The sequence below is a fragment of the Peribacillus sp. N1 genome, from assembly GCF_054600815.1.
Genome location: NZ_BAAHZO010000001.1, coordinates 1,074,298 through 1,087,386, shown reverse-complemented (window position 1 = coordinate 1,087,386; position 13,089 = coordinate 1,074,298). Strand labels below are relative to the sequence as shown.

Annotated in this window: 11 protein-coding genes; 7 read left to right on the top strand and 4 right to left on the bottom strand. The window is 38.6% G+C overall.

Going from position 1 to position 13,089, the window contains the following annotated elements; translation table 11 throughout:
* Window positions 1–124 precede the first annotated feature (124 nt).
* Complete coding sequence (locus ACYP5M_RS05100) at window positions 125–1,351, bottom strand: MFS transporter (RefSeq protein ID WP_434167078.1); 1,227 nt, start codon at window positions 1,349–1,351, stop codon at window positions 125–127.
* Window positions 1,352–1,571: 220 nt separating this feature from the next.
* Here ACYP5M_RS05100 and ACYP5M_RS05095 point away from each other — a divergent pair, with 220 nt between their 5' ends.
* From ACYP5M_RS05095 to ACYP5M_RS05080, 4 genes are all read left to right on the top strand, one after another.
* Window positions 1,572–3,287, top strand: coding sequence for an ABC transporter ATP-binding protein (locus ACYP5M_RS05095; protein ID WP_101225321.1), 1,716 nt, complete (start codon window positions 1,572–1,574; stop codon window positions 3,285–3,287).
* 386 nt (window positions 3,288–3,673) lie between these two features.
* A complete protein-coding gene (gene wecB / locus ACYP5M_RS05090; protein ID WP_459734744.1) occupies window positions 3,674–4,765 on the top strand; it encodes a non-hydrolyzing UDP-N-acetylglucosamine 2-epimerase in 1,092 nt (363 codons plus the stop codon).
* Window positions 4,758–5,744 (top strand): polysaccharide biosynthesis protein, encoded by a 987-nt coding sequence (locus ACYP5M_RS05085; protein WP_434167076.1) that lies wholly within the window; start codon window positions 4,758–4,760, stop codon window positions 5,742–5,744. The genes wecB and ACYP5M_RS05085 overlap by 8 nt, the downstream gene beginning before the upstream one ends.
* A 1-nt stretch (window position 5,745) precedes the next feature.
* Window positions 5,746–6,594: a dTDP-4-dehydrorhamnose reductase family protein gene (locus ACYP5M_RS05080; protein WP_434167075.1), complete on the top strand. Its 849-nt coding sequence runs from the start codon at window positions 5,746–5,748 to the stop codon at window positions 6,592–6,594.
* A gap of 538 nt (window positions 6,595–7,132) precedes the next feature.
* Here ACYP5M_RS05080 and ACYP5M_RS05075 read toward each other — a convergent pair.
* The 3 genes from ACYP5M_RS05075 to ACYP5M_RS05065 form a co-directional block, all read right to left on the bottom strand.
* Window positions 7,133–8,047 carry an NAD-dependent epimerase/dehydratase family protein gene (locus ACYP5M_RS05075; RefSeq protein WP_101225080.1) on the bottom strand — a complete coding sequence of 305 codons (915 nt, stop codon included), beginning with the start codon at window positions 8,045–8,047 and terminating at the stop codon, window positions 7,133–7,135.
* Window positions 8,048–8,191: 144 nt separating this feature from the next.
* Complete coding sequence (locus tag ACYP5M_RS05070; protein WP_459734743.1) at window positions 8,192–9,412, bottom strand: glycosyltransferase family 4 protein; 1,221 nt, start codon at window positions 9,410–9,412, stop codon at window positions 8,192–8,194.
* A 233-nt stretch (window positions 9,413–9,645) separates the two neighbouring features.
* Window positions 9,646–10,086, bottom strand: coding sequence for a hypothetical protein (locus ACYP5M_RS05065; protein ID WP_101225078.1), 441 nt, complete (start codon window positions 10,084–10,086; stop codon window positions 9,646–9,648).
* 539 nt (window positions 10,087–10,625) lie between these two features.
* Here ACYP5M_RS05065 and ACYP5M_RS05060 point away from each other — a divergent pair.
* The 3 genes from ACYP5M_RS05060 to ACYP5M_RS05050 are packed head-to-tail and all read left to right on the top strand — an operon-like array spanning window position 10,626 to window position 13,063.
* Entirely contained in the window at window positions 10,626–11,531 is a 906-nt protein-coding gene (locus ACYP5M_RS05060) for an NAD-dependent epimerase/dehydratase family protein (RefSeq protein WP_434167073.1), read from the top strand.
* 57 nt (window positions 11,532–11,588) lie between these two features.
* Window positions 11,589–12,302: a glycosyltransferase family 2 protein gene (locus ACYP5M_RS05055; protein WP_459734742.1), complete on the top strand. Its 714-nt coding sequence runs from the start codon at window positions 11,589–11,591 to the stop codon at window positions 12,300–12,302.
* Window positions 12,303–12,337: 35 nt separating this feature from the next.
* Window positions 12,338–13,063, top strand: a complete 726-nt coding sequence (locus ACYP5M_RS05050; RefSeq protein WP_459734741.1) for a sulfotransferase family 2 domain-containing protein — start codon at window positions 12,338–12,340, stop codon at window positions 13,061–13,063.
* Window positions 13,064–13,089 lie beyond the last annotated feature (26 nt).

Genomic DNA, 13,089 nt, shown 5'->3' with positions numbered 1-13,089 from the left:
ATCTAGAAGAATTAAAGGGAGCCAATATCGTTCGAATGGCTATGAACCAATAAAAAGGAGCCAGGGAAAACCAAGGCTCCTTTACTTTAACGGTTAACCGAATGGAATGCATCATCCAGGAATATTATGACTGATTTGGTATCGAATGCTCATGTTTTTTTCCCTGTAAGTCTTTCTTTTTAAAAATTGCATAAAGAAAGGCAAGGAATATCAGGGTGGAAGAAAATTGGAACGTTGTTTTTACACTGTATGTTTCCGTTATATAGCCTAATAGTAAGACAGAGCCGGCAAATGTAAGATTGATGACTGCTCCCCAAACTGCATGAATTTTTGCAAGAGTCTTTTCAGAAGCATGGTCTTGGAATAGCTTGGTGTAGATCACTTCCCGGATTTGTTCCGGGATACCGTACAGGCATGCCAGCAGTAAAGCCAAAGCAGGAATACTGGTAGTTCCAAAAAGCAGGGTTAGCATTGAACTGAGAAATATCCCGAAAGTGATGAAGAACCCTATATATTTTTCTAGTAACTTGGCAAAACGGATGACGATCAATCCACTGAATATCATGCCGACAAAGTAGCTTGTGTTAATATATCCCCACCACTCCTCACCTAGTTCCAGGTTCTGTTCAACATATACATATATAACGGCAGCCATCCACACGCTTGAAGCCAAAGTAGTTATAAAATCAATGGAAATGAGTGTACGGATAGTTGGGATTTGTCGAATCGAAACCCATCCGGATTTAATCGAACCCCAGTTTGACGGAACAACAGAGTCGGTCGTTCGTTCTGAGACTTCTATTTTCATTGTATAGATCGTTGAAACGGCAAAAAGCATGACCGTAAGCCAAATGATGAAACTGCTGTTGGTACTTATCAATAAGACGGAACCTAGTGGCCATCCTGCTACAAAGATGGTCTGGGTGATCATATTCAAGAAACCATTTGCTTTCATCCGTTCTTCTTTCGGAACTAATTGAGGAACCAAAGCTGCGCTGACCGGGGCAGCGACTCCATCCAATAATGAAATGGAGGCAATGAAGCAAATGACGACAACAGCAAAACCATGATTGAAATTTGTTATATAGATTCCTAGGCCAACGAGTAAGATGAACTTCCACCATTGAGATTGTACAAGGATTCTTTTTAAAGGAAACCTGTCGATAATAAGGGGGGAGAGTAAACTGCTGATAAACCGAAAAATCGTTGTAGTGAACGGAAGCAAGCTCAAATAAAAAGCAGATCCCGTCAAAGTATATAATAATGAAATCAACCCGACTACATAAAATATATCACCTAGATTTGCAAACGACTGACCGATCCAAAGGTATCGAAAAGATGAGTTTTTCATATATACCATCCTTTTGCGAAAATAAAGTTCATGGATATTTAGAATGGTTATAATTTTTACACTGGATTCACTCCTTAATTTACTAGATTGCATGAGCCGGGTTGGCCTGTTTTATATAGATGATTTTACCATAATATGAACAAGGGGGTTCTCAAATGCTTGCTGAATATTGAATATGGAATTATACTCCTTAATATATGTAAAAAAGGAGAAAAATTTGATGATTCGACGTTTTGCTTCATATTACCTGCCGCATAAGCGGTTATTCATTATTGACTTCTTCAGTGCAGTGGTCGTTGCTGTACTAGAACTTGCATTTCCGCTAGCTGTTCAGTGGTTCATAGATACACTGCTGCCTGGCGATGACTGGTCTGCAATTGTTTCGGTAAGTGCCGGTTTGTTCCTCCTTTATATCATTAGTACCTTCTTACAGTTCATCGTAGGGTATTGGGGGCACAAATTGGGTATCAATATCGAGACTGATATGCGTGAAGAATTATTTGAGCATGTGCAGAAACAATCTTTTCGTTTTTTTGATAACACGAAAACCGGCCATATCATGAGCCGCATAACCAATGACCTTTTCGATATTGGGGAACTTGCTCACCATGGTCCCGAAGATTTATTCATTGCCTTCATGACTTTTATAGGCGCATTTTGGATTATGTTGACAATCAATGTGAAACTGGCACTCGTATCGGTTTGTATTTTACCGTTCCTCGTTTTATTAATTGTCATAAGTAATTTAAAGATGAATAAAGCCTGGAAGAAAATGTATACAGAAGTTGCGGATGTAAATGCCCGTGTGGAAGATAGCGTCTCAGGAGTGAGGGTTGTACAATCCTTTACTAATGAAACATATGAAATGAAAAGATTTGCTACTAATAATCGCCGATTCCGTAAAGCGAAACTTCTTGGATATAAGGTTATGTCCTTTAGCTTATCGGGCATATACATGATGACGAGGTTTATGACCCTTGCCGTGTTGGTGCTTGGTGCTTGGCTAACATTTCATGGGCAGCTCTCTTATGGTGAACTGGTTGCATTCGTCTTATATGTTAACGTATTGTTTAAGCCGATCGACAAAATCAGTGCGTTGATGGAACTCTATCCAAAAGGGATGGCCGGCTTTAAGCGTTTTACGGAACTTCTGGATGTAGCGCCAGATGTCGTCGATAAAAAGGATGCAATAGAGGTAACCACCCTTTTAGGCGATATTTCCTTTAAAGACGTTTCTTTTAACTATGAAGACAAAAAGCCAGTTTTAAAAGGTATTGATCTTACAATTAAGGCTGGTGAGACCATTGCTTTTGTCGGGCCTTCGGGAGCTGGGAAAACGACCATATGTTCATTGATCCCAAGATTTTATGATGTTAAGGCCGGTTCAATATCCATTGATGGAATTGATATTCGTGAGATGACGAAAAAATCATTGCGCTCACAAATTGGCATAGTCCAGCAAGACGTGTTTCTTTTCACAGGAACAGTAAAAGAGAACATTGCGTACGGAATGCTTGGAGCATCGGATGAACAAATTCAAGATGCTGCAAGGAAAGCCCATTTGGAGACTTTCATTGAAGGACTTCCAGAAGGCTATGAAACTCAAATAGGTGAACGTGGCTTGAAATTATCTGGAGGACAAAAACAACGAATTGCAATAGCGAGGATGTTTTTGAAGAATCCGCCAATATTAATTCTCGATGAGGCAACCTCTGCACTCGATACTGAGACGGAAAGAATAATTCAGCAGGCTCTTACAGAACTAGCTGAAAACAGAACTACGTTAATTATCGCACACCGATTGGCAACCATTCGAAATGCTGACAAGATCGTGGTTGTTACGGAAGAAGGAATTGCTGAAGAGGGCGGTCACGATGACTTACTTGAGCAGGGGGGCATTTTTGCCAATCTGCATCAATTACAATTCCAAAAATGATAAAAATGCTATATGTCCCCATAAGGACATATAGCATTTTTAATAGATTGGAGTGGAATTCAATTCAGAATGATTTCCCATAATTCCATAGGGTAACAAACAAGGTTTTGAAAAATGGATGAAACATTTACCTAATAAGGATGATAATGCTTCAGTGTACTAAGGCAGATGTTCTACCAAAAAAGACTTGGAGTCATTCCTGTCTTTTTTTTAAAAGTCTATAAACGGGTCTTGGCCCGAGTTGGAAGTGCTGTCTATAAACGCGGTTATATGTTTTAAATAGACCGAAATCTAATAGGTTAGCCTATAACAATAGGATTGGCAGTGCATACAATAAAGGGTAGAAGGAGAGGCCATATACCAGAAAAGAGTAAGGAGTGCAAATCGTGAAAGTAATGACCATCTTAGGGACTCGACCTGAAATCATCAGATTAAGTCTCATTATAAAGAAATTGGATCAGTATGCCGATTCACATATTCTAGTACACACCGGACAAAATTTCACTACATCCTTAAGCGAAATATTCTTCCAACAGTTACAGGTAAGGAAACCCGATTACGTCTTGCTGAATCAACAGAAAACACTCGGCGAACAGTTATCGGCGATCTTTAAGAATTTAGAGACAATCCTATTAAAAGAAAAGCCAGACAAAGTATTAGTGTTGGGGGATACGAACTCCGGGCTCAGCTCCATCTTAGCAGAAAGACTGGGAATACCCGTCATTCATATGGAAGCAGGAAACCGTTGCTTTGACCTGGAAGTGCCTGAGGAGAAAAATCGAAAGATCATTGATGCTGTATCAAGCTTGAATTTACCTTACACTCCTCAAAGTAAAGAGAATCTTCTGAAAGAAGGTATCCCCAGCAAAAGGATATATTTATCGGGAAACCCTATTTACGAAGTTTTGAATCATTACAACAATGAGATCGAGCAAAGTGGAATTTTGGACAAAATGAATTTGAAAAAGGAGGATTATTTCCTCGTAACTGCCCATCGAGCCGAAAATGTTGATTATGAAGACCGTTTGGCGGAAATTATGAAAGGCATTAATTTGGTTGCCGAAACCTATCAAAAAAGAATCATATGCAGCTTACATCCCCGGACAAAATCTCGCATTGAACTCAGTCCCAATTTAGATGTACATCCACTAATTGAATTCCATGAGCCATTTGGTTTCTTCGACTTCGTTAAGCTTGAAAAAAGCGCTTTTTGTGTGCTGACCGATAGCGGAACCGTCCAAGAGGAATGTTGCTTGTTCCATGTTCCTGCGGTTACGATACGAAAAACTACGGAAAGGCCTGAAACAATTGAGTCAGGCAGCAATATGTTATCGGGAATTAATGCTGAACAAATCGTCAATTGTGTGAAGATTATGGTTAACCAGCAAAAAGACTGGACCTTTCCAGAAGGCTACGACCATAAAAACGTTTCAGATAAAGTGCTTAAAATAATACTGGGAGGCCATGAAATTGATTAAGAATCGAACAATTTTGGTAACGGGCGGTACAGGCTCATGGGGATATGAATTGGTAAGGCAACTACTGGATTTTGAACCGCGTGAAATACGAATTTTCTCAAGAAATGAATCCAATCAATTCACAATGAAACAAGAGTTTGATAATAATCCGAAATTGCATTTTATTATCGGAGACATAAAAGAGAAGGAAGCTTTATTGGAAGCTTGCCAAGGTGTTGATTATATTTTCCACTTGGCTGCATTAAAGCATGTTCCTGTTTGTGAAGATCAGCCCATTGAAGCATTAAAGACGAATGTAATCGGAACACAGAATGTAATAGAGGCAGCTATAAGCTGTAATGTGCATTCTGTTGTGAATATATCTACCGACAAGGCTTCGAATCCATCCAATTTTTATGGTCTATCAAAAGCAATGGCGGAAAGACTGATCATACACGCTAATACATTAAACACGAAAACTAGATTCGTATGTATCCGCGGAGGAAATGTCATGGGTACGAATGGAAGCGTCATTCATGTATTCAAAAAGCAAATCAAGGAAAAGGGGAAAATCGGGATAACGGACTTGAATATGACAAGGTTCTTTCTAACCATTCAAGAAGCGATAAAATTGGTATTCAAGGCTACTTTTGAAAGTGTCGGCGGAGAAATATTCGTGATGAAAATGCCTTCCTGTAAAATTATTGACTTAGCTGAAGTGTTGATAGAAACATCCGGGAAAACAAATGTAGGTGTAGATGTCCTGGGCATCCGTCCTGGTGAAAAACTCCATGAGATCCTGCTTTCAGAATATGAAAGCACAACAGCGATTGCCTATGACGATGAGTATTATGTCATATTGCCGGCCATTCACATAGATGGGATAAAAGAACATTATTCTAAATACCAGCCGGTTAGTTTAGAAGACTATAACTCTGGCACAGGACTTATGGATAAAGCCCAGATCGAGGAAATGTTAAAGAACGGGGGCTTTATTTAACATGAAGGTATTAGTCCTTGGTGGACAAGGGATGGCAGGCCATGTAATAAAGGAGTATTTCACACAGGACCCGAAGTATCAGGTGACCTATACGTCAAGGGATCCGAATGATAATAAGGGACTATATCTGGATGTAACCGATGTAACGAGTCTAGAGGAAATCATGGATAAAGTTAAACCTGACATTACGATTAATTGTATCGGCATTTTAAATGAGCATGCTAGTGATAATACGAAACTCGCTTTTCAGGTTAATAGTGTTTTTCCCCATCAGCTTGTTAAATTGACTGAACGCAATAATGGAAAATTGATTCATATCAGTACAGATTGTGTATTTTCAGGGTCAAAAGGTGATTATACTGAGAATGATGTACCCGACAGCTCCACAATTTATGGCCAATCAAAACATTTGGGTGAAATCATTAGTGAAAAACATTTGACTATACGAACCTCCATAATCGGCCCGGAGCTAAAAGAAAATGGAATTGGTTTATTTCTTTGGTTCATGAAGCAAAAGGGAGAAATAAAAGGATACGAAAAAGTGCTATGGAATGGTGTAACGACTCTCGAGCTGGCTAAGGCACTGGACACGATGATCCAAAAGAACATTACTGGGTTATATCATCTTGGCTCAGATGAAAAGATCTCAAAAGCGGCCTTATTGACATTGATACAGCAAATCTTCAAGAAAACCGATGTGGAAATCATTCCTGATTCATTTATTAATTTAGATCGAACCATTAAAAATACAAGAAATGATTTTCAATACAAACTGCCTACTTACGAAGAAATGCTGGTGGAATTAAGAGATTGGATGAGGAAAAATGAAGAAAACAAGTCGATTGGTTGAATGGTTTAATCCATTCGTGACCAAAAAACTAGATTTCGTTCAGGCTGAAAATGGTCATGTTATGTAAAAATCTCTTCGTGTAGGAAACTTCGCATCGCTTTGATGAAAAAGTTAACTATCCGAGGGGTCTTTTTCTTTAAAACAAAAATGTAAAGTTGATATTATATAAACCCGAGGGGAATATAAGTGGCGAAAGTCGTTGAGTTTTTGAGTGTAAAGGTGAAATTTTTATGAAAGCGCTACCATTTTAGTTGATAAATAGAGTAATGCTTTAGAAATTGTTCAACTTATGAATACTATACGAAGGATTTTAAAAAAACATCGTTTTCGATGGCACCCTTTTTATAAACGATCCTAAAAATGACCACTGATATTCTCCCGAAAATTTGGGTTTTCGGGAGAAATGATAGATTGAAAACGTAACCCTTTTTAGTGCGTCTTTAATTTTGAATGTAGCAGCGGTATGAGGTGTAAAGGTAGAGATCCATACAAGATGTGGTAGTGGTCTTAAAGGGGAGCATGGGGGATATCATTTTAACTACTTCTTACTCGAGAAGGAATAGGTTTCGGATAACCCTTTGAAAATATCAGTCTTTGGATACCAATTCAGCGATTGCCGTGCTTTCCTGTTATCGAGGCAGCTGTGTTTGATATCTCCTGTTCTTGCGGCTGAATGGAGTGTACTCACTTTTGAACCATGAATTTGTGCTAGCATTTCCAATAGTTGATTTACTGATGTTTTCTGTGCAGTGCTGACCTGGATCGTTTCTTGATTACCACGATTCACCGAAGCGATGTTAGCATGCACTATATCTTTCACATATATAAAATCACGAGTTTGTTCACCATCACCGTGAATGCTTAAAGGCATCCCTTTTTTGAGTTTTTCCAAAAAGACTGCGACGACTCCGCCTTCGCCTTTTGCTGTTTGTCTCGGCCCATAAACGTTTCCATAACGAAGAATCGTATAGGGGAGCCCATATAACTGATGAAACAGGCGGATATATGATTCGGCAGTCAGTTTTGATAATCCATAATAAGAAATGGGGCCTGTCGGGTCGTCTTCGGAAATCAGTTCTTTCTGTAAATTGCCATAAACTCCTGAGGTGGAGGAAAAGATCAGTTTACTTACAGAAGATTCATGACAAGCCCGAAGAATATTAATTGTTCCATTAATGTTCACATCAGCATCATATTGGGGTTCAAGTATGGAACGGCTCACATCAGCTTGTGCTGCCAAATGGAAAACGACATCCGGCTTTTCCCTCGCGATGATTTGGACAGCTGCCTCACTGCATATATCTTCAGTATGGATGATGGCATTTGGATGTACATATTCTTTGTGTCCGGATATCATGTTATCCAATACATGTACCTCGGCACCATTTAAGATAAGTTCTTCAACGAGATGGGAACCGATGAACCCAGCCCCTCCTGTCACGATAGCCTTCATGCATCATACTCCTCTTATATGTTTTTAGTATTGTATGTAATACGTTCAAAAATGTCTTAAACAGGTACCTAGCATTGCCAAAAAAGAAAGGAAAATGAAAAAAAGTGCTGACGCAATAAGTGGTTAGCACCTTTCTTGTAGACATCATTTATTTCTCTTTTTGCAAAGTGCGTTTTCATATACACCTAGCACCTTTTGGACGGCTTTATCGGGTGACCAATGTTCCAGCCCCCATTTTTGGGCATTTAAACCAAGGGTTTTCATATAGGACTCATTCTCTAATAAATAATTGATATGCATGGTTAACATCTGTTCATCCCCCGCAGGTGATAATACACCTGTAATTCCATGTTCGATGATTTCTGGTACTCCTCCTACATCACTGGCAATGACAGCTTTTCCGGTGATTTGTGCTTCAATTACAGACAACGGCTGATTTTCCATCAATGTTGGAAGAACGAAGATATCCGAAAGAGATAACAAAAAAGGAACATCATCCCGCCTTCCCATAAAAATCACATCACTTTCCAATCCCTCCGCTTTGCTTTTGTTTTTCAACTCCAATTCTTTGGGACCATCCCCAACAATCCAGCAAACCCAATCACTTCTAGTCTTTTTTAATTCCTTGAGTGCGCTTATCAAATGATGTACTCCTTTAAACTCATTCAGGCGACCAGTATAGATAATCACTTTCTTATCATTTGGGCGTTGGATCTCGGTTTTTTCGTTCATTCGCTTCAAGAAGGATTCGATATCATATCCATAGTGAAAAACGCTAAGTTGCTCTTTCGGCACTTGAAATTCATCCGTTAAAATATTTCTCATCCATTCATTGGCTACGATCGTATAGTCAGCCGAGGTCGCACCTTCATATTCGAGTCGGTTAAAATAATCACAACCTTGTTTTGCATAGCTTTTCTTTTGCGTATTGGAGCTGTAGTACGCGCTCCTTAGCTCGTGAGCGACACAACCATGAAGGGTAGCGACCAGAGCAGTTTTTTCGGTTCGTATCCGGTTAATGCAGACGGTCGAAAATATATCTTGTGTATGAATGACATCATATTTTTCCAATCCTAAATTATTAGCGGCAAACTGAAAAAAATCACACTTTGAGGCATAATAAGCAATCACTGGATCACTATGGAGGGATGAATCTTGTTGTTCCATTAATACTTCTTGAGGCAGTGAATCCATATCTATTCTACGATTTTCGTTAATGATATGAACATATTCATGGTTTTCACCATAGCTTAGGAAATCGACCTCATGACCAAGAGTTTCAAGCTTTTCCTTTAATTGCTGCATATAGTTCCATACACCGCCAATATGTGGTGTTACCCAAAAAGTGGCAAGTAATATTTTCACGGTAATCTCCCCTTATCATGCTTTTGATACGCCATTTTAAGTTATCTCTTTATAACTATTCGGGGAAAAAATGATGCTATAGACGAATCACATGGGTTTATGTAGCTTATTTAAGGGATTCCCATATTTTTGAATTTCATTTCATGAAAAAACGAGTACTTGTCCAATCAAGAAGCACTCGCCACCATTATAAACAAGGTAAATCTAATATTCGTCATTGCCCTTAGAAGTATTTAGTTGGAAAATGCAGCTGCGAAAAAGCTTTCTGGGCCAGTACGAGTCGGTGCGATGACAATTCCGCCAGGTATACTTATGAACGATTGATATACTAAAAAGTTATTAGGGGATGGTGGATTGAAGTCCGCTCCTGCTAGGGTGATGATCGTTTCGGAGGCAACACCTAAACCTGCAACGGGTAATGTTAGTTGTGCTGAATAAACCAGTACGCGTCCTACGCCTGTCCCTCTATAAATTTCAATGTTGACGGGAGTTAATATGGCAGCTAGAGAGCTAAGAGTTGCGGTGAAAGTGAATTCGACCCTGATATTCGGTCCTGCACCAGTAGTGTTTAGGCCCAATGAGCCGAAGAGTGCAGGTGTAGTGGTGACCGGTATCGAGATGGAGTCACGATAACTGGCATTCTGTGAAGTTTGTGCATCTAAAAATTTTCCCAAATTATAACACCTCTTTTATTGGAATACTCTAACATATTAATTTGAGAAGGTTTTTGTATAGACAAGTTATTCATAATATGAATATTTTCATCTAAAAATATGTTTGGCATTTTCCTGTCGCAGCATATTGACCCATTATGTACAACCCTCCTGAAAAATCCACTTCCAAAATATCCTTATATATGGAAACGAATATTCCCACAATTTTCAGCTCAAAAAAAGTTCAGCATTTAAGATATTGTTCATCCTTAAGTGAAAGCCCTTTTGACGGTAGATGTGAGAACAGCCCATAGCAATAGAGGGGTTTAAACATAGTGTAATAAGAGACTGTGTTTATGATTACTATGGATTTGTAAATAGCTGCTAATGGTGATTTATAGAACAATAACGTTTTGATGTGTTACGAGCGATTGTTCATGCTGACCCAGTGTGTCAGGAAAATACCATTATATCCGGAATCCTTTTATCAATGAATATTTGGATAACCTTGAGTCGATTAAAGCGGTTATTAACATCAATAATGATTGGATGAGAAATCAATGAATCAACAAGGAAAATTAATGATCACAGGGGCTAGTGGGTTTACAGGCAGGCATGCATGCGCACACTTCCTGAAATCAGGATTTGATATTACGGCGGTTTCAAGAAAAAAGATGAATTTCGAAGGTAGGATACATGCAGAATGCTGTGACCTGACAAATGAAACCGATGTAAAGAACCTTATCAAAAGGACCAAACCTCAGTACCTTCTTCATTTAGCCGGACAAAACCATGTTGGGGAGTCATGGTCGGAACCTGTATCGACTCTGGAGGCAAATACCATGTCCACTGCATATTTAATTGATGCAATTCGCAAAGAAAGTCCAACCTGTAAAATGGTGATAGTTGGCTCAGCTCTTCAAATTGATCCTGGGTCGATCTCTTCCATTCCACATCCTTATAGTTTAAGTAAAACACTTCAAGTACTTATAGCACAATCATGGGCGGTTTTATATGACATGGACATCATCATTGCAAAACCAGCCAATCTAATTGGACCTGGATTTTCAAATGGGGTATGTTCCATATTTGCGAAAAAAATTGCAGATATGGAAAGGAAGGGAATGGAAATGGTCCTTGAAGTCGATAATCCGAATGACCAACGTGATTTTCTGGATGTAAGAGATGCAGTGAGAGCATATGATTTTCTTTTGAGAAAGGGGCAGTCTGGAGAAACGTATGATGTTGCTTCAGGTAATAATCGTTCTTTAGAAGAAATCATAGAAGGCTATAGGTCGGTAACGACAGGTGATATCAAGGTCAATTCAAAACGAAATGATTTAATCGAAAATAAAGCGGCAATCGATCCTATTAAGCTAGTGAATTTAGGATGGAAGCCTAATATCCCACTTGAATCATCTTTAATGGACATCCTTGCCTTTCATCGTGAATTAAAGGAAAAGTGATAAATCAATTGTAGGCAGTCGGAAAAATACGCTATAAATTCTTCAGGAGGGTAGGCAATGGAGCCGAAAGTATCAATCATTATTCCATTTTATAATTGTCCCTATATAGATCACGCCATTCAAAGTGCGCTTGATCAAACATATAAGAATGTAGAGGTCATTGTCGTCGACGATGGATCGACAATTTATACTGAAAAAATCGAGCCGTTCTTGGAACAAATCCGTTATTTAAGAAAAGAGAACGGGGGAACTGCTACTGCATTGAATCATGGGATACATGCTGCTACGGGAGAATATATCGCATGGTTAAGCTCGGATGATTATTTTCTTCCTGAAAAGGTGTCACTGCAAATTTCGTTTATGCTCGAACATAATGCAAAGGTGAGTTTTACGAATTTTGATAGTATAGACAAAAATGATGAAGTCATTCTATCTTGGACCGGCGAACGCTTTTCAGATATTGAAAACGGAGTGTACCATGCTTTTTTACTTCGTAATGCCGTGAATGGCTGTACTGTCGTTTTGAAGAAAGATGTATTCGAGGCGGTTGGTTACTTCAATCCATATCATCGTTATACCCATGATTATGAAATGTGGCTTCGTTTATTGGTAAATGGTTATAAAATGTATTATTTGGATGAAGTCTTAACGAAGTTCAGAATACATGAAGAATCGGGTACAAGCAGATTCCAACCTGAGATGTTAAAAGATATTCTTACGATTGAAACCCATTACCGGCCCATTCTCAAAAAAAATTTAAAGAACTTATAGTGCACGATTTTTATAACTAGAATGGAGGAATCATTATGTCTGAAGGTCTTCTCGATATATTTATGCATATCCCCAAAACTGGTGGAACGACTTTAAATGAAATATTTAAAAAACAATACAAGCTTAACGAAATATTTGATCATGACTCTTTTGAAATGAAGATGATGAAAATGGATGAATTAACGGAAGCGGAAAAGAGGAATATCAAAGCGATTACAGGTCATTATTTCTATGGGATACATCAGGAGTTTTCACGGCCATTCAATTATTTTACGATGTTACGTGACCCGGTAGACCGTGTCATTTCTTCCTATTATTTTTTGAAGGATTATCCTGGCTATGAAATGGTTAAAGACATGACCTTAGAGGAGTTTGTAGTCAAAGGGCCTGAAGCACCCAATTTACAAACATTGATGGTATGCGGCAGCCAGGAGATCCCTGACATTGAAAAAGCCAAGGAAAACCTAAATTCATTTTCTGTGGTGGGAGTCACTGAGTTGTTCAATGAAACACTTTTTTGCCTGAAAAAGGAATATGCCTGGGGGGATATCCATTATACAAGAAAAAATATTACTAAAAATCGCTTGGCCAAAAAAGAAGTGCCATCGGACTTAATAAACTTGATTAGAAAATATAACGCATTGGATTTGGAATTATATGATTTTGCCAAAAAACTTCTTTACGAAAAACTTCAATCACTTACAGTAGACGAGCAAAAGCAATTGGAAAATTTCAAAATGGAACAAAGCGCCTCAAACTAGTTCCTAATATGATAGTCAATTAAGAA